The 26,587-nt window shown below is 74.3% G+C and carries 19 protein-coding genes; 6 read left to right on the top strand and 13 right to left on the bottom strand.

The genetic code is table 11. From position 1 onward, the window contains the following. Nucleotides 1-40 precede the first annotated feature (40 nt). The 3 genes from AB0O09_RS08880 (at nucleotide 41) to AB0O09_RS08870 (ending at nucleotide 2,880) form a co-directional block, all read left to right on the top strand. A complete protein-coding gene (locus tag AB0O09_RS08880) occupies nucleotides 41-796 on the top strand; it encodes an SIS domain-containing protein (protein ID WP_363540901.1) in 756 nt (251 codons plus the stop codon). Between the two features lie 231 nt (nucleotides 797-1,027). Next, the gene (locus AB0O09_RS08875) at nucleotides 1,028-1,999 is read left to right on the top strand and encodes a DUF4231 domain-containing protein (protein WP_363540845.1); all 972 of its coding nucleotides are present in this window, start codon (nucleotides 1,028-1,030) and stop codon (nucleotides 1,997-1,999) included. 14 nt (nucleotides 2,000-2,013) lie between these two features. Next, complete coding sequence (locus AB0O09_RS08870) at nucleotides 2,014-2,880, top strand: alpha/beta fold hydrolase (RefSeq protein WP_363540844.1); 867 nt, start codon at nucleotides 2,014-2,016, stop codon at nucleotides 2,878-2,880. Here the strand turns inward: AB0O09_RS08870 and AB0O09_RS08865 are convergent. The 11 genes from AB0O09_RS08865 to pdxH all read right to left on the bottom strand — a co-directional run bounded on the left by AB0O09_RS08865 (nucleotide 2,846) and on the right by pdxH (nucleotide 20,198). Further along, nucleotides 2,846-3,838, bottom strand: coding sequence for a D-glycerate dehydrogenase (locus AB0O09_RS08865; protein ID WP_363540843.1), 993 nt, complete (start codon nucleotides 3,836-3,838; stop codon nucleotides 2,846-2,848). The two genes, AB0O09_RS08870 and AB0O09_RS08865, sit on opposite strands and share 35 nt — an antisense overlap. 67 nt (nucleotides 3,839-3,905) lie before the next feature. Then, on the bottom strand, nucleotides 3,906-7,781 hold the full coding sequence (gene fxsT / locus AB0O09_RS08860) for an FxSxx-COOH system tetratricopeptide repeat protein (RefSeq protein ID WP_363540900.1): 3,876 nt from the start codon (nucleotides 7,779-7,781) through the stop codon (nucleotides 3,906-3,908). Between the two features lie 134 nt (nucleotides 7,782-7,915). Next, complete coding sequence (locus tag AB0O09_RS08855; protein WP_363540842.1) at nucleotides 7,916-9,208, bottom strand: TIR-like protein FxsC; 1,293 nt, start codon at nucleotides 9,206-9,208, stop codon at nucleotides 7,916-7,918. Between the two features lie 109 nt (nucleotides 9,209-9,317). Continuing rightward, a complete protein-coding gene (locus AB0O09_RS08850; RefSeq protein WP_363540840.1) occupies nucleotides 9,318-10,106 on the bottom strand; it encodes an AAC(3) family N-acetyltransferase in 789 nt (262 codons plus the stop codon). Between the two features lie 161 nt (nucleotides 10,107-10,267). After that, nucleotides 10,268-12,895, bottom strand: coding sequence for an SAV_2336 N-terminal domain-related protein (locus AB0O09_RS08845; protein WP_363540839.1), 2,628 nt, complete (start codon nucleotides 12,893-12,895; stop codon nucleotides 10,268-10,270). After that, on the bottom strand, nucleotides 12,892-13,857 hold the full coding sequence (locus AB0O09_RS08840) for a MoxR family ATPase (RefSeq protein ID WP_363540838.1): 966 nt from the start codon (nucleotides 13,855-13,857) through the stop codon (nucleotides 12,892-12,894). The genes AB0O09_RS08845 and AB0O09_RS08840 overlap by 4 nt, the downstream gene beginning before the upstream one ends. Nucleotides 13,858-13,935: 78 nt before the next feature. Then, the gene (locus tag AB0O09_RS08835) at nucleotides 13,936-15,888 is read right to left on the bottom strand and encodes a trypsin-like peptidase domain-containing protein (protein WP_363540899.1); all 1,953 of its coding nucleotides are present in this window, start codon (nucleotides 15,886-15,888) and stop codon (nucleotides 13,936-13,938) included. 119 nt (nucleotides 15,889-16,007) lie between these two features. Then, nucleotides 16,008-16,451, bottom strand: coding sequence for a CU044_2847 family protein (locus AB0O09_RS08830; RefSeq protein ID WP_363540837.1), 444 nt, complete (start codon nucleotides 16,449-16,451; stop codon nucleotides 16,008-16,010). Nucleotides 16,452-16,535: 84 nt separating this feature from the next. Beyond that, nucleotides 16,536-18,938 (bottom strand): FxsB family cyclophane-forming radical SAM/SPASM peptide maturase, encoded by a 2,403-nt coding sequence (locus AB0O09_RS08825; RefSeq protein ID WP_363540836.1) that lies wholly within the window; start codon nucleotides 18,936-18,938, stop codon nucleotides 16,536-16,538. Nucleotides 18,939-18,972: 34 nt separating this feature from the next. Continuing rightward, nucleotides 18,973-19,164 carry an FxSxx-COOH cyclophane-containing RiPP peptide gene (gene fxsA / locus AB0O09_RS08820; RefSeq protein WP_363540835.1) on the bottom strand — a complete coding sequence of 64 codons (192 nt, stop codon included), beginning with the start codon at nucleotides 19,162-19,164 and terminating at the stop codon, nucleotides 18,973-18,975. 410 nt (nucleotides 19,165-19,574) lie between these two features. Further along, nucleotides 19,575-20,198, bottom strand: a complete 624-nt coding sequence (pdxH, locus tag AB0O09_RS08815) for a pyridoxamine 5'-phosphate oxidase (protein WP_363540898.1) — start codon at nucleotides 20,196-20,198, stop codon at nucleotides 19,575-19,577. 399 nt (nucleotides 20,199-20,597) lie between these two features. Between pdxH and AB0O09_RS08810 the strand changes: the two genes are divergently transcribed. Together AB0O09_RS08810 and serC are read left to right on the top strand one after the other, a co-directional pair. After that, nucleotides 20,598-21,698: a citrate synthase 2 gene (locus tag AB0O09_RS08810; RefSeq protein WP_344622513.1), complete on the top strand. Its 1,101-nt coding sequence runs from the start codon at nucleotides 20,598-20,600 to the stop codon at nucleotides 21,696-21,698. Between the two features lie 119 nt (nucleotides 21,699-21,817). After that, nucleotides 21,818-22,936, top strand: coding sequence for a phosphoserine transaminase (serC, locus tag AB0O09_RS08805; RefSeq protein WP_359978173.1), 1,119 nt, complete (start codon nucleotides 21,818-21,820; stop codon nucleotides 22,934-22,936). Nucleotides 22,937-23,114: 178 nt separating this feature from the next. Here the strand turns inward: serC and AB0O09_RS08800 are convergent, their stop codons facing one another. After that, entirely contained in the window at nucleotides 23,115-23,969 is an 855-nt protein-coding gene (locus AB0O09_RS08800) for an AraC family transcriptional regulator (protein WP_363540834.1), read from the bottom strand. Between the two features lie 153 nt (nucleotides 23,970-24,122). Between AB0O09_RS08800 and AB0O09_RS08795 the strand changes: the two genes are divergently transcribed. Then, entirely contained in the window at nucleotides 24,123-25,898 is a 1,776-nt protein-coding gene (locus AB0O09_RS08795) for a glycoside hydrolase family 35 protein (protein ID WP_363540833.1), read from the top strand. Nucleotides 25,899-25,972: 74 nt separating this feature from the next. Here AB0O09_RS08795 and thpR read toward each other — a convergent pair whose 3' ends face one another. After that, nucleotides 25,973-26,566 (bottom strand): RNA 2',3'-cyclic phosphodiesterase, encoded by a 594-nt coding sequence (gene thpR / locus AB0O09_RS08790; RefSeq protein WP_363540832.1) that lies wholly within the window; start codon nucleotides 26,564-26,566, stop codon nucleotides 25,973-25,975. Nucleotides 26,567-26,587 lie beyond the last annotated feature (21 nt).

Raw genomic sequence — 26,587 nt, 5'->3', positions numbered from 1 at the left:
ATGAGCGGTCTGGACCACCGGGCCCCGCACAGATTCGGAGATTTCGATGACCGACCTGGTCGGGCAGTACTTCGACGCCGCCGTGGCCCATCTGGAGCGGGTCCGCCGCGAGGAGGCGGCCTCGATCGGGGCCGCGGCCGAGCTGCTCGCCGACGCGGTCGCGGAGGGTCGCCGGATCTTCGCGTTCGGTGCCGGGCACTCCTCGCTGGCCGCCCAGGACGTGGTGTACCGGGCCGGCGGCCTGGTGGTGGTCAACCTGCTGAACGTGCCGGGGATGACCGGGGTGAACGTGATGCCGGCGCCGCTGGGCAGTGCGCTGGAGCGGGTCTCCGGGCTGGCCACCGCCACCCTGGACCTCACCCCGGCGACCGCCGGCGACCTGCTGTTCGTGATCTCGCTCTCCGGCCGTCAGGTGATGCCGGTCGAGCTGGCCCGGCACGCCCGCGAGCGCGGGATGAACGTGGTCGGGGTGACCTCGCTCGCCTACCCGGAGGCGGTCTCCTCCCACCACCCGTCCGGGACGTACCTCAAGGACAACTGCGACGTGGTGCTGGACAACAAGATCGCGGTCGGCGACGGGGAGCTGTCCTGCGCGGGGGCACGGACGAGCTTCGGCCCGGTCTCCACGATCGTGACCAGCGCGCTGATGCAGGCCGTCGTGGTCTCGGCGGTCGGCCGGCTGACCGAGCGGGGGATCACCCCGCCGCTGTTCCGGTCCGGCAACGTGGACGGCGGGACGGAGTGGAACGCCAAGGTCATGGCGGACAACCGGGAGCGCATCTACTACGCCTTCTGACGGCCCGTCGGCCCCGGTCCGGTGGTCGGACCGGGGCTGTCCGCGGCCGGTCCGCGGCCGGTCCGTGGCCGGTCCGGGCACGGCTTCTGTCCGAACTGTGCCTGTCCGTCCGGGACGGTCCGCACCCATACTGGCCGTTCCCCAGGCGTACCGCGTGGGCGGGCGGGGCAGAACAGCTGCTGCCGGGGGCTGTTCGGGCTGCTGGGGTTCGAGCGACGGTGGGGGGCCGACATGACGACGGGACCGGCACGTTCGATCGGCTGGGTGCGCGAGGAGGACCTGCTGCCCGAGCTGTTCTGGGCCGCCGACTCCTCCTCGTTGCAGGGCCAGCGGCGGGCCGTGCTGCTCGCCCGGTGGGAGCTGGTGCTGCTGGTCGGTGCCGCCGCGACCGGATCGGCCGACGGCACCGGATGGGCCTGGGTCGCCGCCGCCGCGTACCTGTGCACCGTGCTGATGGCCGCGCTGGTCAGCGTGCAGAACCCGCAGGGCCTCTGGTACGAGGGCCGGGCGGTCGCCGAGTCGGTGAAGACGCTGTCCTGGAAGTACGCGGTGCGCGCCGACTCCTACCGGCCGCCGCCCAAGAAGCTGCCGGACGCCGAGCGGCTCTACGCGATCCAGCTGGACGGCATCCTCGGCGAGTTCGAGACCGACCGGGTGATCCCGCAGATGGCCCGGGTCCGGACGGAGCTGCAGGGCTGGCGGGCGCCGGCCCGGCACCCGCAGATCACCGAGAAGATGGAGCAGCTGCGCGGGCAGCCGCTCACCGTGCGCCGGGACATCTACCTGCGCGAGCGGGTGCACGCCCAGCGCACCTGGTACCAGAACAAGGCCCGGCAGTGCGCCAACGCGGGCCGGTGGGCCGGGCGGCTGGGGATCGCCCTGCCGATGCTCGGCCTGGTGCTGGCGGTGCTGCGGGCGCTCGGCTGGTTCAGCTACGACGCGCTGGGCACGGTCTCCGCGGTGGCCGCCTCGGTGGCCGCCTGGGCCCAGCTGCGGCAGTACCGGCCGCAGGCGGCCGCCTATTCGCTGGCCGCGTCCGAACTCGTCCTGGTGGAGCGCCAGCTGGACCAGCTCCGGCCGGACTCCGAGGACGCCGAGGAGACCTGGGCCCGGCTGGCCCGGGACGCCGAGGACGCCATCTCACGGGAACACACCACCTGGCAGGCCCGCCGCGAGGTGCGCAGCCTGGACGTGCCCAACTGACCTGGAGGAACTGCGTGGTACGACGACTGGTCGAGGCCGAGGGGGGGCGGAGGCTGGCGGTCGAGACCACCGGTGATCCGTACGGGAAGCCGGTGTTCCTGCTGCACGGCACGCCGGGCAGCAGGGTGGGGCCCGTGCCGCGCAGCAGTGTGTTGGCACGGCTCGGGATGCGGCTGATCTCCTTCGACCGGCCGGGTTACGGCGAGTCGACCCGCCGGCCGGGCCGGCTGGTGGCCGCGGCGGCCGAGGACGTGGTGGCGATCGCGGACGCCTTCGGGCTGGACGGCTTCGCGGTGCTCGGCCGGTCCGGCGGCGGGCCGCACGCGCTGGCCTGCGCGGCGCTGCTGCCGGAGCGGGTGGCCCGGGTGGCCGCGCTGGTGAGCCTGGCGCCTCGGCACGCCGAGGGGCTGGACTGGTACGGCGGGATGACGGCGTCCAACGTGCGGGAGTACACGGACGTGGAGCGCGGCGAGGAGTACTTCGTCGACGCCTTCCAGGCCCGGTCGAAGCTGATCCGGGACAACCCGCACGAGCTGATCAACGGCCTGGTTCCGGAACTGCCGCCGACGGACCGGGTGCTGGTGACGGACGCGGGGATCCGGCGGATGCTGCTGGCGACCTATCAGGAGGCTTTCCGGCACGGCGCGGACGGCTGGATCGACGACGTACTGGCCTTCACCGCCCCGTGGGGCTTCGAGGTCTCCGAGATCCGGGTGCCGACCCGGCTCTGGCACGGCGCGGACGACCAGTTCTCGCCGGTCGACCACTCCCGCTGGCTGGCGGACCACATCCCCGGGGCCGACCTCTACCTGGAGCCGGGTGCGGCGCACTTCGGTGCGCTCAAGGTCATGACGGAGGCGCTGAAGTGGGCGGCGGGCTGACCCGGGTCGGCGGTTCGGCCCCGGCCAGCACGGCCAGCACGTTGTCGACGGCCAGGTCTCCCATGGCCTGCCGGGTGCGGACGGTGGCGCTGCCGAGGTGCGGGGCGAGCACGGCGCGCTCCTGGGCGAGCAGTGCGGCCGGGACGGCGGGCTCGTGCTCGAAGTTGTCGACGGCGGCGGCGAACAGGTGCCCGGAGGCGAGGGCCGCGGCCACCGCTTCCTCGTCGACCACCCCGGCGGTCATGCTGACCAGGACGGCTCCGGCGGGCATCCGCGCGATCCGCTCGGCGTCGACCAGGTGGCGGGTGGCGGCGGTCAGCGGGGCGGTGACCACCAGGACGGGGGAGCTCGCCAGCAGGTCGTCGAGCGGCAGGTGGCGGGCGCCCCGTTCGAGGTCGGCGGGGAGCCGGTTGCGGTTGTGGTAGCCGACCGGCATGCCGAAGCCGGCGGCCCGCCGGGCGACGGCCTGCCCGATCCGGCCCATGCCGAGGATGCCGAGCGGGGTGCCGGAGAGCTCCACGCCGAGCAGGAAGGTCGGCGCCCAGGCCCAGGGCCGGCCGGAGCGCAGCAGCCGCTCGCCCTCGCCGAGCCGGCGGGTGGCGGCGAGCAGCAGGGCCCAGGCCATGTCGGCGGTGGACTCGGTGAGCACGCCGGGGGTGTGGGAGACGGCGACGCCGCGGGCGGCGCAGGCGGCGTGGTCGATGTTGTGGGTGCCGACCGCGTGGTTCGCCACCAGCCGCAGGCCGGGGCCGGCCGCGTCGAGGAGCTCGGTGTCGACGGTGTCGTCGAGGGTGGTGAGCAGCGCGGTGCAGCCGGCCGCGGCGGCGAGCAGGTCGGCGCGGGGCAGCGGTTCCTCGCTGTCGTGGTGCACGACCTCGCAGGCGGCGGCGAGCCGGTCCAGTACGCCGGGGGCGAGCCGGCGGGTGACGAGGACCCTGGGTGCGGTGGTGTCGGTCATCAGGCCCGCAGGCTACACCGCGGTCGGCCCCGCCCCCGGGGACCGGCGGGGGCGGGTCGGCCTGCGGTCAGAGCGGCTGGGGTTCGAGGTCGCGGTTGATCCGCTGCCAGCCGCGGGCGGAGACGATCGTCGGGTGGTCGTCGCCGAACAGCTCGACCAGGGCGGAGATCGACTGCCGCCGCAGGGCTTCGGCCTCGTCCTGGCGGCCGGCGGCGCGCAGGGTGATGGCGAGGTTGAGCGAGCACACGACCGCGTCGGGGTGGTCGGGGCCGTAGCGGTTCTGCAGCCCGGCGTAGGCGGCGCGCCCGAGTTCTTCGGCCCTGGTGAGCTGGTGGTCGTCGCCGTAGGCGTTGGCGAGGTTGATGGTGGCGTTGAGGGTGTAGGGGTGGTCCGGGGCGAGGGACCGGGCGAGTCCGCTGACGGCCTCGTCGTTGTGCCGGATGGCGCCCGGCAGGTCGCCGCTGCCGCGGAGGTAGATGGCGAGGTTGTTCTGGCAGACCTGGGTGAAGGGGTGCTGGTCGCCCAGCTGCCGGCGGTAGCCCTCGTAGGCGGCGGCGGCGATGTCGCGGGCGGTCTCCTTGTCGCCCGCGGCGCTGTGGTCGGCGGCGAGGTTGAGCCGGCAGGCCAGGGCCTCGGCGTTCTCCTCGCCGTACCGCTCGACGTAGCGCTCGTAGGTCTGCTCGGTGAGCCGGCGGGCCTCGCGGACCTCGCCGGCGCGGCGGAGCGAGACGGCGAGCGACTTGGCGCAGCGCAGGTTCTCCGGGGCGTCGGGCTGGAGGATCGCGTCGAGGCTCTCGGTGACCTCGCGCAGCATGTCGACGGAGCCCTTGTAGTCGCCCATCTCGCGCAGGTCGCGGGCGAGGTTGGACTTGCTGGACAGCGTGTACGGGTGGTTCGGGCCGAGGACGGCGACCCGGCGGTCGTAGGTCTCCTGGTCGAGGTCGCGGGCGAACTGGGTGTTGCCGACGAGCCGGTGGTCGATGGCGAGGTTGTTGGCGGCGGTCAGGGTGCGCGGGTTGTCGTCGCCGAACAGGTCGCGGAACTGGTTGTGGGTGTCGGTGTCGAGGATCAGCGCCTCCTGGAAGCGTCCGAGGGCGCGCAGGTCGGCGGCGAGCGAACCGGCGGTCATCAGGGTGAAGGCGTTGTGGTCACCGAGCAGTTCCTTCTGGCCGGCCAGGGTGGCCCGGTCGAGCTCCAGGGCCTCGGCGAACGCTCCCTGGGAGCGCAGCACGTTGGCGAGCTGGAAGTTGAGGCTGAGGATCTGCCGGCGCAGGAAGCGCCGCTCGGCCGCGTTGGTCTCCACCTCGTAGCGGGCCGCCCAGGAGTCGCCGAGGGTCCGGGCGAGGGCCATGGCGCGGTCGAGGTCGACGCGCTTCCACAGGTAGCGGACGCGGTCGATGAGCATCTCGCGGGTTTCGCGCTCGCCACAGTCCTGGGCCCGGGAGGGCAGCAGGTGGGGCCAGATCTTCTCGAAGGCGGGCCAGTTGGCGGGGTCGTCGGTGTCGCCGAGGGCGGGCCGGGCGCTGACGAGGATGCGGTGCACGTCGTGCATGGCATCCTCCCGCTCGGCCTCGGTCATGCCGCTGCGGACGACGGCCTGGACGAGGCGGTGCACCTGGAAGCTGTTGCTGGCGGCGTCGGTCTTGGCGAGGGCGTAGCGGCTGACGGCCTGGATGACCTTGCCGAGCATGAAGCTGTCGGTGAGGTCCTCGTCGTAGGGGGCGAGGGACCTGGTCATCTGGTCGTTGTAGAAGAGGGTGAGCGAGATCGGCTCCGGCGCGAAGAAGGCGCAGAGCTGGAGGAGTCGGACGGCCGCCGGGGACTGCTCGCGCAGCCGGGCGATGGAGACGTTCCAGGTGGCGCCGACCGGGGTGGGGTAGTCGACCGGGGTGTCGCCGGCGGCGAGTGCCTTGGTGGCCTCGGCCTGCAGTTGGGCGACGTAGGTGTCGACCGGGGTGCGGGTGGTCTCCAGCCAGGCGGCGGCGACCTCGACGGCGAGCGGCAGGTCGCCGACGGCGTCGGCGACCCGGTCGGCGTCCTGCCGGGAGAGGCCGCGCACCCGGCGGCGCAGGTGGTCGATGCTCTCGCCGCGGGTGAAAACGTCGACGCCGAGCACCCCGGCCTGTCCGGACCAGCCCTGGTTGCGCGAGGTGATGAGGATGTGGCCGGAGCCGCCGGGGAAGTAGCGGCGGACCTCGGACGGCTCGTCGGCGTTGTCGAAGATCAGCAGCCAGCGGGCGGTGGGCGTGCCGCGGCGCAGCGCCTCGCGGGCGGCCTCGGCGGCCTCGTTGACGCTCTCGCCGACGCGCAGGCCCAGCCGGTCGGCCAGTTCGGCGAGGTCGTGCACGACGGACTCGGCCTGCTCCGCGTCGATCCACCAGACCAGGTCGTAGTGCGACATGTAGCGGTGGGCGTACTCCAGGGCGACCTGGGTCTTGCCGACGCCGCCGAGGCCGTAGAGGGTCTGCGGGGTGGGCAGCACGGCGGTGGGGCCGCCGACCAGCTGTTCGCGCAGGTCGTCGAGGACCTTGGCGCGCCCGGTGAACGAGGGGTTGCGCTGCGGCACCGACCAGTAGGTGGGGCGGGTGCCGGGGAAGCGCGGGCTGCCGGGGCTGCGTTCGGTGGGCACCGGATCGGTGTGGCCGACGGCGCGCAGCAGGGTGAGGGCGGCCTGGATCTCGTCGCGGCCGACGAGGTCGACGGGGTTGCGGTTGTTGAACGGCGCGGTGAGCCGGACGTCACCGACGCGGACGGGGATGACCTGGCGGCGGGTGCCGGCCGGGTCGCCGCCGACGGTGCGCTCCCACAGCGCCTGGGCCTGCGGCGAGACGAGGTAGGCGGAGGAGAGTACGGCGACCGTGCGGAAGGCCGAGTCGATGCCCTGCTCGGTGGAGGAGCGCGGGTCGGAGCCGACGCCGAGGTCGCGGGAGACGACCCGGAAGCCGGCGTCGGTGAGCACGGCAGCGATCCAGTCGGCCCAGACGCGGTCCTCGGCGACGTAGCTGAGGTACAGGTCGGCGGGGGCCGTGGGCCGTCGGCGGATGAACGCGTCGAGGTTGCGGAGCCGTTCGAGTTCGTCCATCGGCGGCAGGGCGGTGACCCGGTTGCGGGTGATGGCCGCGGTGAGCCGTTCGCAGGCGGAGAGCAGTGAGGCCGGCTGGCCGGGCGCGTCGCCGAACGGGGCGAGGATCTCCTCGTACGAGTAGAACGGGCGGTAGGGGATCTCCACGGAGGCCCAGTAGTGGGCGAGTTCGGGCTCGGCGAGGCCGGAGGGGAGGCCGGAGAAGCGGATCCGGGCGTGCGCGCGGCCGGCGTCGGCCTTCTCCTTCTCGTTCTCGTCGATGCGCATGGGCACCGGCAGGATGCGGATGCCGCGGTCGCCGAACCGTCCGTCGACGGTGTGCGCGATGCGGGCGGCGCCGTCGATGCTCTGGTCGCTCAGGGTGAAGCAGACGACCAGTTCGTCGGGCATCTCGACGGTGCAGATGTCCGCGGTGTCGGTGAGGCCGGTCCGGCTGTCGATCAGGACGTAGTCGTAGTGGTGCTTCATGTCCTGGCGCAGCGACTGCAGGAAGCGCTGGCCGTTGTAGCGCTCGTAGAAGTCGTCCCAGTCGATCCGGTTGGCGGAGTAGTCCCGGTTGACCTGGCCGGCCGGCACGTAGTCGAGGCCGCCGGTGCCGGGGAAGCTCCAGGAGAGCGAGATGGCGTGCGGGTGGATGCGGGCGAAGTCCTCGTGCCAGTCGAGGGCGCGCTCGACGGGGCGGCGGGCCTCGTCGTAGTAGTCCGCGAAGAGGTCCATCATGCCGGTGGTGCCGTCGACGGCGGCCTGGTCGAGGAAGGGGTGGAAGAACCGGCCGAGGCCGGGTGCCTCCAGGTCCCAGTCGACGGTGAGCACCCGGAAGCCGTTGGCGGCGAGTATCCAGGCGGTGTTGGCGAGCGCCATGGTGCGGCCGGTGCCGCCCTTGTACGAGTAGAACGTGATGATCCGGCCCTGGCGGCCCTCGTCCGTCCTCGGCTCCGCCGCGGCGTCGGGTGCCGTGTACCGATGGTGCGTGGCGGCCCGGGTCTGGCTGTCGGTCATGGCTGTCCTCCCCCTGGCGCGGCCCTTCCGGTGCCTCCGCCGTCCTCGGCGTGCTGTGCTGGCTCGGCCTGGTCCCGCAGGCTCGGTCTGCGCGGGCCCGGCGGGTGGGCGGCGGGCTCGTTGCGGCGGACGAAACCTTCGTTGGCGCGGACGAGGGCCCGTTGCAGGGCCTGCCGGAAGGCTTCCAGGGTGGTCGGGGGTCCGGCTCCGCGCAGGGTCGGCCGACCGCCGCCCAGTACCTCGTTGCTGAGCCGGGTGAGTTCGCCGTCGCGGGCCGCGGACTCCTCGTCCGCGCCGTTCCACGGTTCGAGGGTGCTGACCCAGGCGAGGCCGCGCCGGTCGAGCCGGGCCACCTTCTCCCGGCGGCGGTCGTCGTACAGGGCCCAGCGGTCGACCAGCACGACGGAGGGGGCGGTGGGTTCGGCTCCGCCGAGCAGCGCCGTTGCCTCGTTCTCGAATTCGTGGACGGTCGCCCGGAAGTCCATGTCCCGGGCGCACTCGACGGCGTCCTCGGCGAGGGGTCTGCGGGACTCCTGCCGGTAGGGCTGCCAGTCGGTGCGCAGCGCGCCGTAGTACTCGGCGCTGCGGCCGGGCGGCAGTTCGTCGCGCCGGTAGGAGTAGACCGCGATCCGTACCGCGTTCGGGCGTTCCTGCTCGCCGAAGGCGCTGGGTTGCGCCTCGAAGTCGGCCGGCCGCCCGACCGGGATGATCGTCTGCTCCGCGACGTCGACGATCCGCTGGGCGAGCCGGTGCACGGCGAGCTCGTACTGGGGCCGGTACGCGGTGAGCTTCATCAGCGCGTACAGCCCCTCGGTGGCGTAGTCGGGGCCGAAGCTCGCGTGGTTGAACTGGAGTTTGCTGGCGCAGCGGGGCAGCGTGTAGTGGCCCATCGCCACCCAGAGGACGGGGACGATGCCGCTGGTCTCCTCACTGTCCTGGCGTTTGCGGTAGACCGGGCGTTGGCTGAAAAGATGCCATTCCTGACCGCACGCATGGCTTTTGAAATACCTCGGCGAGTACAGCGGCACGAAGACCCGGCAGCTGGCGAGCTCCTTGGTGAGCCGGTCGGCCCAGAACTGCCCCTGGTGCATGGACTGGTCCATGAACCCGACGGGAACGCCGTCGGGCACGTCGGTCAGTTCGGTGATCGCCTCGCAGAGGTCCTCGAAGAGTTTGGCCACCCAGTGGTTGGGGTCACCGGCCCGGCTGGTGACGCGTGGTGTGTGTGCATAACTGAGGAAGAAGTACGGCCTTACGGCGGCCTCGCCCCGTCCCCCCAGGCCGTTCACATGTGCCTCCCCCGAGACCCGTCACCTGACCCCCGCACGGGATTGCCAGTCTAGGAAGGTGTTCTTCCCCATGGAATAGGGCCGCAACTCACGACACATCAGAACTCGGTCAACTCTGGCTCTTCAGCAGCCACTCGGTCGCCAGGTCGACGGTCTCGGCGATGGGCATCAGCACGCACCCGGCGTCCCCGAAGGGTCCCCGCTCCACGCCGGGGATGCCGTCGACGATCTCGGCGGCCATCCGCTCGAAGTGCGCGGTCTCCAGCCGGGGCGCCTCGAACCGCGCCCACGTGCGGCGCCCGTCCGCGCCGGTGACGACCGTGGCGTAGTGCTGCAGCGGCGGGTCGGGCCGGCGGTACTCGGCGAGGTGGAAGACCGTGCAGCAGGACCACGGCACGCTGATCAGCAGCACCCTGGCGCCCGCCTTGTAGAGGCGGTTCACCGGGGAGCGCTCGCCCAGGTGGCAGTCGAGGTCGTGGTCGGCGGTGAGCTCCTCGGCCATCGGGCCGACGGCGGTGAAGGAGGTCTGCGGGTGGTTGCTGCGGACGGCGCCCCGCAGCAGTCTGATCTCCTCGGCGACCCGGCCCATGGTGGGCGAGGCCGGGGTGCGCTCGCGGTCGAAGGCCTTCATGCCGTCGACGAACCGGCGCAGTTCGTCGCCGGAGAGCCCTGCCGTGGCCGCCTTGTGCAGCGGGGAGGTGCGCGAGTTCTCCGGTGTCGCGGTGTAGGCGACGAGGGTGCCGCCCTCGCCGAGCGCCTCGCGCAGGGCGGCGACGATCGTCCGGGTGCGGTCCCGGACCGGGCCGACGGCGCGGGCGGAGGACTGGACGAGCAGTACCTCCCCCTCGCGGACGCCGAGAGCGCGCAGATGTCCCGTCAGCTCCCGCTGGGAGTACAACCCGGTCTCCGTCCTCCGTGGCGAGTCACGGACCAAGGCTAGTGCTGATTCGGCGTCATAAACCCACTCGGAACGAAGGGATCACCACCGATCCCGCTTCGACCAGCCGCGTTCATCTCCGGATCCGGGAAAAGTCACCCGGACGGAAGCGTCCGTTCGGCTCACCCGTCGTCCTCCAGTTCGAGTACGGCGTTCCGCGCCCAGCGGGTGTACGGGTCGTCGTGACCGAGGACGCTCTCCAACTCCGGGAGCAGCTCCCGCAGCCGGCCCAGGCCCTCCTCCCGGTCGCCCAGGCGTGCCGTCCAGTAGGCGTGGTCGCCCCGGCAATTGAGGAAGGTCGGGTGCTCGGGAATCAGCCACCGGCCGAGTTCACCGAGCAGCTCGCCGAGCAGCTCGACCGCGCCCTCCGCGTCGCCCGACTCCCCCGTCCACTGCGCAAGTCGGCGCCGGAACTCGTAGGGCGTCTCGTGCGCGGGACCGAATGCGGCGGTGAGGCGCGGCAGGACGGCGGAGATCATGCGGAGCGCGGCGGCCGGGTCCCCGGCGACGCCCGTCCAATGGCCGATCTCCGCCTCGGTGGCCAGGGTGAGCTGGTCGTCGGGACCGAACGTCCGACGGACGGCGGGGAGCAGCTCCTGCCAGAGCCGCAGTGCCGTGTCGGTCCCACCGCTCCGGCCCGTCAGCGAGGCGAGGTTGGCCCGGGTGCGCAGCGTCTCCCGGTGATCCGCCCCGCGCACCCGCAGCTGTCGGGGCAGCAGGTCTGCGAACACGTCCACGGCCGCGTCCCAGGAGCCGCCGTGGGCGAGCCAGAATCCGATCCTGGCACGGCTGTGGAGGCAGTCCGGGTGGTCGCGGCCGAGCAGCCGCTCCTGGTCGGTCAGCAGCTCGCGGTAGCCGTCGGCGGCCTGCGTCCACTCCCCCGACCGGCCGGTCCATTCGGCGATCGCCGCCCGCAGGCGGAGCATCCGGGGATGGTCCGGGCCGAGGCGTCCGTCGAGGTCGGCGTGCAGCTGACGGAGGAGCCGCCGGGCGTTGTGCGGTGCCCCTGCCTCGCCGATCCACTCGGCGAGGTCGAACCGCCCGGCCAGCACCTCGGGACGGCCGGGGCCGTGGGCGGCGAGCAGCCGCTCCAGCACCTCCTCGCCGCGGGCCACCGCCTCGGACCACCGGCCGGCGGCGACGTCGGCGGCCAGCTGCGGGTCGTGCCCGGCCAGCGCGCCGAACGGCAGGTCGGCGACCGGTCCGCCGTCCGCCGCCGGCGCGAAGCGGGCGAGGAGCGGGGCGCCGGCCCCGGCGAACGCAACCGCGCCGGGCGGCAGCCCCCGGGTGCCGGCCGTGTCGGCGAGGAGCGCCGGCGCGTACCGGCCCTGCGGCTCCTGGTGGTGCATCACCTCGCCGACCAGCGCAGCGGTGTCCAGGGCGGCCCGGGCGGGCAGCGAGTCGAGCAGCAGCTCGCGCACACCGGCCCGGAAGTCGTACCGTCGCGGCCCGCCGGCCTCGTCCACCCCCTCCACCGGGCTGCGCCGCAGGAGGCCGCCGAGCATCACCTCGGCCAGCTGGGCGGGGGCCGCCCGGCCGCGCAGCACGGCGCGCTGCACCAGGCGCATCACCGGCAGGGTGAGCGGGCTCACCGCGGCCAGGTGGCCGGCCAGCAGGAACGCCTCCGGCGAGGCCGCGGCACGGAAGAGCGCCAGCCGGGCGGCCATGTCCGGGGCCGGCCCGGCAGCCTCGGGATGCGGCCCGGGGGGCGCGGCCACCCGGGGGGCGCCGGCCTCGGCGACCCTCAGCACCGCTGTGCCGCCGGCGACCAGGGCGGTCCAGGCCGCGAGGTGGGCGGGCCCGAGTTCCAGGACGGGCACCGGGACCCCGCCGGGCGGTGCCAGGTCGAGCGGCAGCAGCGGGTCCGTCGCCCGCCAGCCGGTGTTGGGGCCGCCGGGCCGGTCCGCCTGCAGCCGACGGGCGGAGGTGGGCAGTCCCGTTCCCGGCCACAGGCGCTGCGGCAGCGGCTGCAGGACGGCCGTGGGGCAGCTCCGGGCCCAGGCGGACAGCAGCGGGTCCATCCGCCCGTCCCGCCATGCGGTGCCAACGGTGTCGGACAGCACCAGGACCATGCCCCGGCCGTCGGCCGGCAGGCCGCTGCGGGGTGCCGCCAGGGCCGTGGAGCTGCCGAACGGACGGGGCTTCAGCCGCGGGCCGTCGGGATGGCGGGTGTCGAGGCCGTGGCAGCGCATCCGGCGGAAGAGCCCGGCTCCGGCGAACAGCGCCCGCAGCTCGCCGGCGAGATCCGTCCAGAGTTCCATCGACAGTCCGTCGTCGACGACCAGGGTGAGGTCGAGCCAGCGCTCCCGCCGGGGGCGCAGGGCCAGGTCGGGCCGTCCGGTCTCGGCGACGAGGTCGGCGGTGGCCTGCTCGTCCGGTTCCTCGTCCCGCAGCGACGGGACCGTTCTGCGCAGCGGCCGCAGGGCCCGGACGATCCGGCGCTGGCCGGGCAGGGCGCGGGCGGAGCGGACGAGGACGGGGGTCGCGGCCACGCCCGCGGCGACCGTTCCGGCGGCCGCGTAGACGTCGCTGCCGCTCGGCGGCGGTGCCGGCGGCTGTTCCCCGTCCGGTCCGGGCGGGGGCAGCCGGGACGGCGGCGGGGGCGGCACGTCCGACACGGCGGGCCGGGCGGCCGGCGGGCCGATCCGCTCGGCCAGCCACAGCACCTCGGCGAGCTCCCGGGCGGTCGCGTCGATGCCGGCCGCCGCGAGGGCTTCGCCGAGCCGGTCCGGGCCGGGGCGCCCGTTCATCCGGGCAGCCCGCCCTCGTCCAGCGAGCGCAGGACGGCGGCGTCGAGGTGCGCACGGTCGAGGTCGGCGCCGCCGAGCCTCAGGTGGACGGCGTTCAGGAGTTGGTCGGTGGCCAGCACGGCCCGGCCGGTGTTCCGGCGGTCGAGGAAGGACTCGATCAGGTCCTCGGCGACCGCCAGGCCCTCCGCCCCGAGGTGGGCGCCGACGATCTCGCGCAGCCGGTCGCCGGTCGGCGGCTTGAGGTCGAGCCTGATGCAGCGGCGCAGGAAGGCCGGCGGGAAGTCGCGCTCGCCGTTGCTGGTGAGCACCGTGACCGGGAACTCCGTGCAGGCCACCCTGCCGTGGCGGACGGTGTGCCGGTCGAGCGAGCCCTCCACCATGACCTGGACCTCCGCCCGGTCGGGCCCGAGCCGGGCGAGTTCGGGGATGTGGAACTCGCCCTCCTCGAACACCACCAGGAGGTCGTTGGGCAGGTCGATGTCCCCCTTGTCGAGCTCGTCGACCAGCAGCACGCGCGGGCGGCCCGGGACGCCGGTGGCCAGCGCGGTGCCGAGCGGCCCGAGCCGGACGTAGTCGCCGATGCCGGGGGCGTCCCCGGACCGGCCTGCGGTTCCGGCGTCCCGGAGCCGGCCGACCGCGTCATAGCGGTACAGCCCGTCGGCGAGCACCGTCCGGCTGTTGACGTCCCAGCGCAGCGGTGCGTCGAGGCCGAGCTCGTGGGCGACGGAGTGGGCGAGCGAGGACTTGCCGGTGCCGGGAGGGCCGGTGACCAGCAGCGGCCGCCGCAGGTGCAGGGCGGCGTTCACGACGTCCGCCTCCTCCGGGCCGATGTGGTACTCGGCACCGCGGGCCGCCGTGCCACCGCCGAAACGCCGCCACGGAGGGGGCGGCGGCAGGGTCGCGGAGCGGCGCACCCGGTCGCCGCGGTAGAGGCGCCAGTCGCTGGTCTCGTCGGTCATCATGGCCTTTCTTCCTGCTCGCGGGCGGTGGCACGGGTGTGGGCGGCGGATCGGCCGGGTGGCTTCGGGGCGGCGGCGGGCTCAGGCGGGGTCGCCGAGGGGCAGGACGGGGGGCAGGCCGTCGGGGCCGTCGTAGACCAGGGCGAGGTGCCGGCCCGGTCCTCCGTCGGTGGCCCCGAGCCGGGCCTCGTACACCGCGCGCGGCAGTTGGGCGGCCGTCAGCCCGGAGGCCAGCTCGCGCAGGAAGCGCGGTGCGTCCCGGCCGGCCGCGGGTCGCGGCCAGACCACGGCCGGCACGCCGACCGCGAGCGCTATGGCGCGCAGCACCGAGGTGTCCGCCGGGGGGCCGCACAGCGCCACACCGGCCACCGGCCTCGGCCTGCCGCGTTCCTGGACGGCCGGATCCCGTCGTTCCTGGGCGAGGACCGGGCCGGTGTGGCGGACCTGCCAGCGGTAGCGCAGTTCGGGCCAGTACTCGGGTCGGCGGAGCTCGGGGCAGCGCAGCACCACCTGGAAGTCCTCGCCGAGTACGCCCGGGAAGAGCTCGTCCGGCCGGTACACCCACCGGTCGACGTCCAGGTCCAGCTGGTCCCGCTGGACGAACACCTCGACGGTGGGCAGCGTGCCGGGGACGCTGCCCCGGACGGCCTCGGCGAGGAAGTCGGCGAGCAGCTCCTGAACGAGGGAACGGGCGACGGGTATGTCGTGGCAGATCCGGCGGCGGACGGTGCCGTCCGCGGCGCGTTCCTGGAGGATCGCGCCGAAGGCGTCCGCCGTGCCCGTCCGCCAGAGCTGGAGCTGCACGACCGGTGCCGGGCGGCCCCGCCCCGGCGACGCTGCCCGCGCGGTCTCGGCCGCCAGGGTGCGCCGCTCGGCGAGCGCGGCCGCCACGCCGAGCCTGGCGGCGACCGCGTCGTTCCAGTCGCGCAGGCCGTCCGCGGCGGGGCCTGCGGCCTCCCGGGCGGCGGCCTCGACCACCCGGAGGAGGCTCGGGAGCGACCCCTGCCGCGGGCGGTAGCCCTCGAGGTGGGCGACCAGGGCGGGCCAGTCGAGGTCCTCCCAGAGCGGGCCGAGCGGCAGGGCCCGGGCGGCCAGGGCGCTGGGGCGGCCGGGGTGGTCGGCGAGCAGTTCCAGCAGCTGGTGGTACTCCCGTGCCGTCAGCAGCTCGTCCGGGGCGGCCAGCACGGCCCGGGCCTGGAGCAGGGCCCGCTCCTCGGGGGCGGTGACCCAGGCGGCCAGGACGGCCGCCAGGGTGGCGGTGCCGTGGCTGTGGGCCGATGCCGTGCGGACGAACCACTCCGGGGCCGGCGCCCCGCCCTCCGGCCGCTGCCGCGAACCGAGTTCGCCGAGCAGTCCGGCGGCCGCGTCGAGGCGGGCGGCGGCCGTCGGGAGGATCCGCCGCACCGCGTCGAGCAGGTGGTCCCGGTGGGCGTCCGGCGGTGTCCGGTCGCCGGCGGAGGGTGCGGCGACGGCGAGCCAGGGGATCCGCGCGGTGATGGCCTGGGCCGGAATGGCGAAGGCCCGCTCGCCGCGGCGGCTCACCACGAGGCCGACGACGCGCTGCTGCTCGCGGTCCCACAGCGGGCTCCCGCTGAACCCCTCGATCAGGTTCTGTGAGGAGACGGGCGTGTCGAGGACGAGCCAGCGGTCGGTGACCCCCTGCACGAGGACGGCGGCGACGCTGCTCGCGGCTCCGCTGCCGAACCAGGCGAAGGCGGACGGGCCGAGCCGGTGGTCGCCCAGGCCGGGGCCGGTCGGGCCGTCGGGGACAGGATCGAGCAGTCGGAGCACGGCGAGGTCGTCGGCCCATTCGATGTCGCCCGCGACGGCGGGTTCGTCGGTACTGCGGCGGGGCGGGAACCAGTGTTCGAGCGCCACCCGCAGCCGGATCGGTGCCCCGCGGCCGGGCAGTGCGGCCTGCAGTCCCACCACGGCGCCGTCGGCCTCGTCGGGCAGCTGCTGCTCGAACGTGTGACGGTCGAGCGCCAGGTTGACCACGTGCGCGCAGGTGATGACGCGGTCGCCGGCCACCAGCAGGCCGCCGCCGCTCGCCTTGCGGCGGGCAGCGCTGTAGAGCGCGACGTGGGAACTCTTGACGGCCCTGTCCGGGTCGCCGCCCGGGGTGGGGGGCCAGACCGGACCGGCTGCTGCGGTCAGGACCCGGTTCCTTCCGGAGCGGCGGCGGGGAGTGCTTCGTCGGGCGCGGAGACCTGCGCGGGCACGGCGGCGGGCGACCCTCCCGTCTTCCAGGTGGCCCGGACGGTCAGGGCGGCCTCCGCCCCTGCGGACACGATCCCCAGGCGGAGGTCCTTGCTGAGCTTCACCCCGAACTCGACCTCGACCTCCTGGGGCGGCCGCGCCGCGGACCAGACGGCCCCGTGCACCAGGTCGAGCACACCGCCGAGCGGCTGCAACGCGTCGCGCAGCGCCTGGCCGGTGGTCCGGGTCGCGTCCCGGAAGCGCCCCACGGCGACGACCTCCCCGGCTCCGGCGGGCAGGTCGGCGTCTTCCGCGCCGGGGCCCTGCGGTTCCAGGTCGAAGACCTCCAGCAGGACGGAAGTGCCGTCCCCCAACACCACTTCAGTGAATCCGGCCATGCCCCTCACTGTGCCACCGGCCGCCCGCCGCGGCCGGTGGTTCCGGCATTTCTCCCCCGCCCGGGAGCAATCGCCGACCGGTAGTCAGGCCCTTTCGGGCGCGGCGGCCCTGGCCTCCCATGCGGTCAGGGCGGCGACGGCCTCGGCCCGGGCCGCGGCCTCGGCCGAGCTGCCGACCGCCACCTCCAGCCATGGTGCGACGGCACGCCGCATGCCGTCGGCGAGGCGCTCGCCGAGCTTCGTGAGCGAGCCGGAGGCGGCCAGGGTCTCGACCGCAGTGGCGGTGTGCGAGCGCCAGAGCGCGAACTGGAGCCGGGCCCGGTCTGCGGCCGCACCGGCCAGCCCGTCGTACGTCCGGACCCGGGTGCCCCAGAACTCGGTCACCGCGAGGTGTGCGTAGGTACCCTGCAGCAGCCCCTCCAGCGGCCGGGGGTCGGGCCGCCACGGAGCGTGGTAGAGCCGCACGTCCTCGGGGTCGAAGAGCTCGTGCCGGTCGAGCACGGCGCCCAGCTTGACGTGCTGGAACTCGTGGACGAGCAACAGCGCCAGGATCGGCGCGGTGGTCGGGCGGGCGATGCCGACTGCACCGAACGCCTGTCGGGCTGCGGCGCTGACGTCCCCGCCGTCCGGACCGGGACGCAGCGGGGTGACGGTGCCGAGCCCGGCCGCGAGACCGGGCGCGTACCCGGGCAGGTCACGGCCGATCAGCTCCCATGCCTCCCTCAGGCCGCCCGTCCAGCCGAGCAGCTCGTCGTCGGAGAGGCGTTCGGCGACCGGCCACTGGTGGCTGTCGCGTTGCGGGTCGGTGTCCTCCAGGGCGACCGTCCAGCCGGGCAGGGCGACCCGGCGGACGGGCTGCCAGGCGGCGCCGTCCGGGGTGTCCCACCCGACGGTCACGCCGCGGACGGCGAAGCCCTCGGCGGTGGCGGTGAGCCGGGCCTCGCCCCCACCGCCGACGAGGAGCCTGCCGAGGGTCGGCAGGTGCACGGCGCCGCCGCGGACGGGGACCGGGAGGTCCACCTCGACGCGTGCGCGCAGTGCCGCGGCGGCGGCGAGTTCGGCCAGGCCGCCGAGGTCTGCGCCGCGTTCGCCGCGCAGGCAGCGGGCCGCCCAGGCCCGGGCGTACGGATGGGCGAGGACGGCGTCCAGGGCGTGCGGGGCGCGGCCGTCCAGTTCGGTGAGCAGCTGCCAGGCGTCCGGACGGCCGTCGGCGAGCGCGGCGACCATCCGCCGGGTGATCCCGAGCTGGGCGGCGGCGAGGGCGGTGACGGTGGCGCGGTCCCCGTACCCCGAGGCCAGCTGGTCGAACTGTTCGTCCGTCAGGTCCGCCTCGGGGGGCACGGCCTGGGCGGGCACGGTGGTGGCCGGACCGATCCGGTCGCGGACGGTGGTGATCAGGCGCATCAGGTCTCCACAGAAGACCGAGGGGTTGACGAAGCCGCTGCCGCCGGTGCGCCAGCGGTGTGCGTAGAGGCCGCCGCCGCAGGAGCGGACGACGGGGCAGCCGCGGCACTGCTCGGCCAAACCGGCGAGGCCGGACTGCCGTTCGCGCATGCCCGGGTGGTCGGCGACCTGGTCCAGGGTGTGCTCGAACACGGTGAAGCCGGTGGCCGGGGCGCCGTCGTAGGCGGTCTTGAGACTGTCGGCCTGCTCGAAGCTGCCGTCGGTCTCGACGACGACGAGGTCGGCGGGGTCGAGGCCGAGGGACTCGGTCAGGCTGGAGCGGCCGCGCAGGGTGCGGTGGATCGAGTCGAAGATCCGCACCGGCACCGGGCGGCCGTCGGCATCCCACCGCTCGTGGATCGCCAGCAGCCAGTCGGCGTAAGGGGTCGCGCCGAGGCGCTCGGGCCGGGGCGGCGGCGTGTCCCAGGTGGCGTGCGGCAGCAGGAAGTCGATCCGCGGCGGCGCCTCGGCGAGAAGCGCCTCGTACACGGCGATCGGGTCGTTCTCGACGTCGATCGTGCAGAGCAGCCCGGCGTAGAGGTGCCGGTACTCGGGGCGGCGCAGCAGGCCCAGGGCCTTGAGGACCTTGGCGTGGCTGGAGCGGCCGTCGGCGAAGCGGCGGTGCCTGTCGTTGGCGGCCAGGTCGCCGTCCAGGGAGACGCCGACCTTGATCCCGTACTCGGCGAAGAGGTCGAGGAACGTGGTGCTCAGCAGCACCGCGTTGGTGTGGATCCGCAGGTCGAGGGCGCATCCTTCCGGGAGCGCCCGGTGCAGTTCCTCGGCGGCCCTGCGCAGCAGCGCCGGTCCCGCCAGCAGGGGTTCCCCGCCGTGCAGCACCACGTGCACGGCGGGCAGGGAGTGGGCCCGCGCATGGTCACCGATCCGGTCGGCCGTGGCGGCCAGCACCTCCGCGCCCGCTGCCCTGGGGAGGCCGCGCCAGCTGGAATCCGCGTGCTCGTAGACGTAGCAGTGGTCGCATGCCAGATCGCAGCGACTGTGCACCTTGAGCACGAACTGGCTGAAGGAGAAGGGGTGTTGTCCCATGACGGTCGGTCGGTAGGCGGCGCGGGACCCTGACTCAGATCGACGACTGGAAGGCGGCCACCGGAACCTGCCGGGCTGAGACGTCGGGAAGCGCCCGCTCCAGCTGGGCGACCAGTTCGTCGGCATCGAGGGCGGCAAGTTCGGCGAGGGAGGCACGACCGGGTGCTGAGTCGGCCCGATTGTCCGTCAGCTCGATCGTAGCCGCGGAGGAGAGAGAGGTCGGCATGATGGGCGCCTTCTGGTGAAAGAAAAGTGACTGACAGTCATGGGTGCCGTCATCATGGCGTGGGCTGTCAAGGCTGCCGACCGCTGTAGCACGACACCTGCGCGCAGCCTATATCCAGCCGATCCCGGACGACTGCTCAGCTCGCGCACCGACTCGGCGCAGCAGGCGCCCGACTTGCGCGGACCGGAGGATTGCTGTCGGGCGGCGGGCGAGGGCCCCTCGGCATCCCTGGACGGGTCCTGGCTGGTCAGGGGCGGCCGGGCACCACCGGATCGTTTCGGCGATGCGGGCCGCCGGGCCGGCGGGGCCGGACAGAGGCCTTCCACACCGTAATCCAAACTTCACCCGTCCGGCGGTTTCAGACGCGCCGCGGGCATGTCCGACCGGCACATGCCCGCCGGAGAGGGGGATCAGGGGCACAGTCGCTCGACGCGCCAGCCATCACCCTCCGCGACGAAGATCAGGCGGTCGTGGAGGCGGTTCTCGCGGCCCTGCCAGAACTCGACCGTCTCCGGGACGACGCGGTAGCCGCCCCAGAAGGGGGGCACCGGCACGCCCTCGCCCTCGGGGTAGCGGGCGGCGAGGTCGGCGTACCGCTGCTCCAGGACCTCGCGGCCGGCGACCGGGCTGGACTGCTCGCTGGCCCAGGCACCGAGCTGGGAGCCGTGCGGGCGGGTGCGGAAGTAGGCGGCGGTCTCGTCCCGGCCGACCTTCTCGACCCGACCGCAGACGATCACCTGGCGGGCCAGTTCGATCCACGGGAAGAGCAGCGAGGCCCGCGGGTTGACGGCGAGTTCGGCGCCCTTGCGCGAGCCGTAGTTGGTGTAGAAGACGAAGCCGCGGAGGTCGTACCCCTTGAGCAGCACGGTGCGCGAGCTGGGCCGGCCGGCCGCGTCCGCGGTGGAGACCACCATGGCGTTGGGCTCGGCGACGCCCGCCTCGTCCGCCTCGTGGAACCACGTGGTGAACTGGGTCACCGGGTCGGCGGCCAGGTCGCCCTCGGACAGTCCCTCGTGCTGGTAGTGCTTGCGCATGACGGCGAGGTCCGGGCCCGGCCGGGGTTCGGCCGGCGTGGTCAGGGCAGTCGGGGGTCGTTCCGCGGTAGGCACGGCAACATCATCCCGTACGACAAGCGTTGCGGGCTGCTACGTCCCGGCAAACCCCGGGGGGAGTTAAGGTGTCACGCCACCGCTTGGGCGGGGGCCGCCCCGGGAACCGTCCGGTATGGACCGGTTTTCTCCCGGGTGTCCGCCGATGACGCCGGGCGCCCGCACCGTCGGGCGTCGCCTGGGGCAAACATCACCGTCGTGGTGTATGGCGCAATGCACGCCGTGCCTGCCAGGCTGACACCGAGTGCCAACCACCCACGGTCACCCGGCCCGTCGCACCACTCGCCGCGGCGCGCCGGATCGGATCACTGAAGGAGCCGTCTGATGTCCGACTTCGTACCCGGGCTCGAAGGTGTCGTCGCCTTCGAGAGCGAGATCGCCGAACCCGACCGTGAGGGCGGCGCCCTGCGCTACCGCGGCGTGGACATCGACGACCTGGTGGGCCACGTCTCCTTCGGCCACGTCTGGGGCCTGCTGGTCGACGGCAAGTTCAACCCCGGCCTGCCCGCCGCCGAGCCGTTCCCGATCCCGGTGCACTCCGGCGACATCCGGGTGGACGTGCAGTCCGCCCTCGCCATGCTCGCCCCGGTCTGGGGCCTCAAGCCGCTGCTCGACATCTCCGCCGACCAGGCCCGCGACGACCTCGCCCGGGCCGCCGTGATGGCGCTGTCGTACGTCGCCCAGTCCGCCCGCGGCCAGGGCCTGCCGATGGTGCCGCAGCGCGAGATCGACAAGGCCGAGACGGTCGTCGAGCGGTTCATGATCCGCTGGCGCGGCGAGCCCGACCCGCGCCACGTCAAGGCCGTCGACGCCTACTGGACGTCCGCCGCCGAGCACGGCATGAACGCCTCCACCTTCACCGCCCGCGTCATCGCCTCCACCGGCGCCGACGTCGCGGCCGCGCTCTCCGGCGCGGTCGGCGCGATGTCCGGCCCGCTGCACGGCGGCGCCCCGTCCCGCGTGCTCGGCATGATCGAGGAGATCGAGCGCACCGGCGACGCGGCCGGCTACGTCAAGAAGGCGCTGGACAAGGGCGAGCGCCTGATGGGCTTCGGCCACCGCGTCTACCGCGCCGAGGACCCGCGCGCCCGCGTGCTGCGCCGCACCGCCAAGGAGCTCGGCGCGCCGCGCTTCGAGATCGCCGAGGCGCTGGAGAAGGCCGCGCTGGAGGAGCTGCACAACCGCCGCCCCGACCGCGTGCTCGCCACCAACGTGGAGTTCTGGGCCGCGATCATGCTGGACTTCGCCGAGGTCCCGGCGCACATGTTCACCTCGATGTTCACCTGTGCCCGCACCGCCGGCTGGTCGGCGCACATCCTGGAGCAGAAGCGCACCGGTCGCCTCGTGCGCCCCTCCGCGCGCTACATCGGCCCGGGCCCGCGCAGCCCGCGCGAGATCGAGGGCTACGACTCGATCGCGCACTGACGCCTCGCTCTTTCGGGCGGGTCCGGGCGTGCCCGGACCCGCCCGTTCCGTGGGTGGATCACATCTCAGCGGGCGGACGACCGCCCCCACGGCACCACCCGGGGCAGTAGGCTGCCGCCGTGGCCCAGATCCAGATCCCCGCTGACATCAAGCCCGCCGACGGCCGCTTCGGCTGCGGCCCGTCCAAGGTGCGCCCCGAGGCCCTGAGTGCCCTCGCCGCCACCGGAACCTCCCTGCTGGGTACCTCCCACCGCCAGGCCCCGGTCAAGAACGTGGTCAAGCGCGTGCGCGAGGGCGTGAGCAGCCTGTTCTCCCTCCCCGAGGGCTACCAGGTGGTGCTCGGCAACGGCGGCTCCACCGCCTTCTGGGACATCGCCGCCTTCGGTCTGGTGCGCGAGAAGTCCCAGCACCTGAACTTCGGCGAGTTCTCGTCCAAGTTCGCCTCCTCGGTGAAGGCGGCCCCGTGGCTGTCCGAGCCGTCGGTGATCAAGACCGAGCCGGGCACCCACCCGCTGCCGGTCGCCGAGGCGGGCGTGGACGTCTACGCGCTGACCCACAACGAGACCTCCACCGGTGTCGCCATGCCGATCCGCCGTCCCGAGGGCGCGGACGCCGGCTCGCTGGTCCTGGTCGACGCCACCTCGGGCGCCGGCGGCCTGCCGGTCGACATCACCGAGACCGACGTCTACTACTTCGCCCCGCAGAAGTCCTTCGCCAGCGAGGGCGGCCTCTGGCTGGCCACCTTCTCGCCGGCCGCGCTGGAGCGCGCCGCGGAGATCGCCGGCTCCGGCCGCTACATCCCGCCGTTCTTCGACCTGCCGACGGCGATCGACAACTCGTCGAAGGACCAGACGTACAACACCCCGGCGATCAGCACGCTCTTCCTGCTCGCCGAGCAGCTGGAGTGGCTGAACGGCAACGGCGGCCTGGAGTGGGCGGTGGCCCGTACCGCGGAGTCCTCCTCGATCCTGTACTCCTGGGCCGAGAAGTCCTCCTTCGCGCAGCCGTTCGTCGCCAAGGCCGAGGAGCGCTCGCAGGTCGTCGGCACCATCGACTTCGACGACTCGATCGACGCCGCGGCGATCGCCAAGGCGCTGCGCGCCAACGGCATCGTCGACACCGAGCCCTACCGCAAGCTGGGCCGCAACCAGCTGCGGATCGCGATGTTCCCGGCCGTGGAGCCGTCGGACGTCCAGGCGCTCACCGCCTGCATCGACTACGTGGTCGACCGGCTCTGAGGTCCGCGGACGCACCGAAGGGCCACCGCCTCCGGGCGGTGGCCCTTCGCCGTCCGGTGCCGGGCGGGCCCGGCTCCGGTCACTTGCCCACGAGCGAGCTGACGACCACCACCACGAGCAGCAGCACCAGCGCGCCGGTCACGATCCGCATGCGAGTCTTCGGGTCCACGCTTCGAGGTTAGTCGGTCGCCGCCCCGGCCCCGGCACTGCCCCGTGGCGGGAGCTCCCCCCGCTGCTCGCGCTCCCGGAAGACCGAGGGGGCGACGCCGACCCGGCGGGTGAACAGCCGGGTGAAGTACGCCGGGTCCTCGTAGCCCACCCGGCGGGCCACCGCCGCCACCGGCAGCTCCCCGGCGGCGAGCAGCAGCTTGGCCTCGCTGAGCCGCACCGCCAGCAGGTACTCCTTCGGTCCGGTCTCGCCCACCGCGCGGACGGCCCGGCGCAGCCCGGCCACCGTCAGCCCCGCCCGGCGGGCGTGCTCGGCCACCGGCAGCGGCAGGAAGGCGTCCCGGCGCAGCGCCTCCAGCACGGTCCCGCCGCGCGGGTCCAGGTCGGCCCGCTGGCGGTGCAGCTCGACCAGCAGCTCGTGGACCGCGGCGGCGGCCTCGGTGTCCACCAGCGGTCCGCCGCGGCGGCACGCGCCGGCGATCCGGGCGATCACCCGCTGGGCGCGGTCCGCGGCGAGCAGCGGCACCACCGGCTCGTCCGGCAGCAGGCCCAGCTCGGCGTAACCGGCCAGGGCCGGGCCGGTGAAGTCGACGAAGGACTCCGACCAGCCGCCGGCGTCCGGCGCGTAGTGGTGCGGCACGCCCGGCCGCAGCCAGACCACCGCGGGGGCGGTCACCGGGCGGCGGGAGCCGTCCGGCACGGCGTACCAGCCGCGGCCGGCGGTGACCACCACGGCCACCCAGCGGTCCAGGGTGCGCGGCCCGACCACCGGCAGCCGGCCGCGCTGCATGCCGACGCCCAGGCAGGCGAGCCCGGTGGCCAGCTGCGCCGGACCGGGGGTCAGGTAGTGCCACCAGCGCTGCACGGCTCACCTCCGGGAACGGGCGGTCGGGGAACGGCCGGGCGGCCGTCGGGGGACGGGGGACGGGGACCGCAGGCGACGGTCGGGGACGACAGTCCAACACCCGCCCGGGGTTTGTCCATGGCCGCGGCCGGGTCGCCCCGGCAGGCTGGGGGCATGCTGACCTACGACTCCGCGGGCTTCCGGCTGGACGGGCGCCCGCTGCGCATCCTGTCCGGCGCCGTGCACCACTTCCGCACCCGTCCCGAGCAGTGGCCCGCCCGGCTGGCCGCCGTCCGCGCGATGGGCCTGAACACCGTCGAGACGTACGTCGCCTGGAACCTGCACGAGCCGGCGCCGGGCCGGTACGAGCGGACGGCGGAACTCGGCACCTTCCTCGACGAGGCGGCCCGGCAGGGGCTGTGGGCGATCGTCCGGCCGGGCCCGTACATCTGCGCCGAGTGGGACAACGGCGGGCTGCCCGGCTGGCTGACCGCACGGGTCGGACGGCGGGCGCGGACGTCCGACCCGGAGTACCTGGCGACCGTGGACGCCTTCCTCGACGAGCTGATGCCCGGCGTGGTCTCCCGGCAGGTCGACCGGGGCGGGAACGTGTTGATGGTGCAGGTCGAGAACGAGTACGGCTCCTTCGGCAGCGACACCGGCTACCTGCGGCACCTCGCGGACGGCCTGCTGCGGCGCGGCGTCACCGTCCCGCTGTTCACCTCCGACGGACCGGAGGACCACATGCTCACCGGCGGGACGCTGCCCGGCGTGCTCGCCACCGTGAACTTCGGCTCCGCCCCGGAGGACGGCTTCGCGGCACTGCGCCGGCACCGGCCCGAGGACCCGCCGTTCTGCATGGAGTTCTGGAACGGCTGGTTCGACCACTGGGGCCGCCCGCACCACACCCGCGACGCGCAGGACGCCGCCGACACCCTGCGCCGCATCCTCGCCGCCGGCGCCTCGGTCAACCTCTACATGGCGCACGGCGGCACCAACTTCGGCACCGGCGCGGGCGCCAACCACGCCGACCCGCCGTTCAACTCCACCGCCTGGACCCACTCGCCCTACCAACCGGTCACCACCTCCTACGACTACGACGCGCCCCTGGACGAGCGCGGCGCACCGACCGCGAAGTACGCGCTCTTCCGCGAGGTGCTGGCCGACTTCGCCGCGGCCCACCCCGACGAGGCGCGCTTCCTCGACGACCGGGAACCGGCACTGCCCGAGCTGCCGCCGGTGCTGGAGGCACCGCCCGTCGCCCTCACCGAATCGGCCGCACTGCCGTTCGGCCCGGCCGTCCACGCGCCGGTGCCGCCGCGCTTCGAGGAACTCGGACTGGAACACGGCCTCGTCCGCTACACCACCCGGGTGCCGGCCGGCCGGCCGGACCTGCCGCTCACCGTCGAAGGGCTGCGGGACCGGGCCGTGCTCCGGGTGGACGGCGCCCGGGTGGCCGACCTGGAACGCGGCGTGGCCCGGCCGGAGCTCGCGGTGCCGGGCGGCGTCGCGGTCGAGCTGCTGGCGGAATCGCTCGGCCGGGTCAACTACGGGCCGCTGGTGGGCGAGACCAAGGGCGTCGACGGCGTCCGGCACGAACGGCAGTACCTGCACGGGTGGCGGGCCGAACCGCTGCGGCTCGACCCGCTGCCGCCGGCGGACTTCGGGCCGGAACCGGCGGACGGGACGGGGGACGCGGCACGCCTCGTCCGCGGGGTGCTCGACCTGACGGACACCGGGGACGCGTTCCTCGCGGTGCCGGGGGGCGTGCGTGGCTACCTCTGGGTCAACGGATTCCTGCTGGGCCGCTACGACGCCCGGGGCCCGCAGACCACGCTCTACTGCCCGCAGCCCCTCCTCCGCCCCGGCCGCAACGAGCTCACCCTCCTCGAACTCGGCGACGCCCACCCCCGCACGATCGAACTCCGCCCCGCCCCCGCCCTGGGCTGAACGGGGAAACTCCCAGAGGCGCAAGAAGCCCGCGCAATCCCCGGTAGGGGCAACCCCCAGGGGCGCGTGGGGCTCTATTCCGCTTGCCAGTGGGCGAGGGGCCAGGTGGTGAGGGTGCGGTAGTGGGAGGGGCCGAAGCCGGTCTCGCTGAGGACGAGGTGGATCTCCCCCGCCTCCCACTCCAGCCCGCGGAACCCGTCCAGCCCCGCCGCGAGGTGCTGCAGCTCGGCCGCGGCGACCCGCTGCTCCGCCCGCCGACGCCCGCGGCCGGACCCCGCGCGGGCGAGCGTGAGGTGGGGGTGGAAGCCGTACTGGTCGGTCTCCACGCCGACCTCGCCGACGGCACCCCGGACGGCCTCGGCGAGCCGCCGCAGTGCCCAGACCTCGCCGTCCACGCCGGCCCAGAGCACCCGGTCGCCGAAGGTGCCGCCGCCGGCGATGCGGAGCCGGTGGGCGCCGTTCTCGCCGGCCGTGCGGGCGAGGACGGCCTCCAGGGCGGGCACCTCGGTGACCGGGATCTCGCCCAGGAAGGCCAGGGTGAGGTGCCAGCCGTCGACCCCGCTCCACCGCAGCCGGTCCGCGCCGGGTAGTTCGCGGAGCGCGGCCGCGGCGTCGACCAGTTCCTGGACCGCCTCGCTCGGCGGGTTGACCGCCACAAAGAGCCTCATGGGCCCCATCTTCCCCGTCGG

Origin of the sequence: Kitasatospora sp. NPDC093679 (assembly GCF_040683455.1) — a bacterium.
GTDB lineage: Bacteria > Actinomycetota > Actinomycetes > Streptomycetales > Streptomycetaceae > Kitasatospora > Kitasatospora arboriphila.
The sequence above is the reverse complement of the archived record's forward strand: the minus strand, read 5'-3'. Positions and strand labels throughout refer to the sequence as shown.

Coding starts and splice junctions, on each gene's coding strand:
- thpR (WP_363540832.1), bottom strand. CDS start 26,566: ATGAGGCTCTTTGTGGCGGTCAACCCGCCGAGCGAGGCGGTCCAGGAA.
- AB0O09_RS08840 (WP_363540838.1), bottom strand. CDS start 13,857: ATGATGACCGACGAGACCAGCGACTGGCGCCTCTACCGCGGCGACCGG.
- fxsA (WP_363540835.1), bottom strand. CDS start 19,164: ATGCCGACCTCTCTCTCCTCCGCGGCTACGATCGAGCTGACGGACAAT.
- AB0O09_RS08795 (WP_363540833.1), top strand. CDS start 24,123: ATGCTGACCTACGACTCCGCGGGCTTCCGGCTGGACGGGCGCCCGCTG.
- pdxH (WP_363540898.1), bottom strand. CDS start 20,198: ATGCGCAAGCACTACCAGCACGAGGGACTGTCCGAGGGCGACCTGGCC.
- AB0O09_RS08825 (WP_363540836.1), bottom strand. CDS start 18,938: ATGGGACAACACCCCTTCTCCTTCAGCCAGTTCGTGCTCAAGGTGCAC.
- fxsT (WP_363540900.1), bottom strand. CDS start 7,781: ATGGCGCTCGCCAACACCGCCTGGATACTCGCCGCCAACGGCTTCCGG.
- AB0O09_RS08875 (WP_363540845.1), top strand. CDS start 1,028: ATGACGACGGGACCGGCACGTTCGATCGGCTGGGTGCGCGAGGAGGAC.
- AB0O09_RS08865 (WP_363540843.1), bottom strand. CDS start 3,838: ATGACCGACACCACCGCACCCAGGGTCCTCGTCACCCGCCGGCTCGCC.
- AB0O09_RS08810 (WP_344622513.1), top strand. CDS start 20,598: ATGTCCGACTTCGTACCCGGGCTCGAAGGTGTCGTCGCCTTCGAGAGC.
- AB0O09_RS08830 (WP_363540837.1), bottom strand. CDS start 16,451: ATGGCCGGATTCACTGAAGTGGTGTTGGGGGACGGCACTTCCGTCCTG.
- AB0O09_RS08845 (WP_363540839.1), bottom strand. CDS start 12,895: ATGAACGGGCGCCCCGGCCCGGACCGGCTCGGCGAAGCCCTCGCGGCG.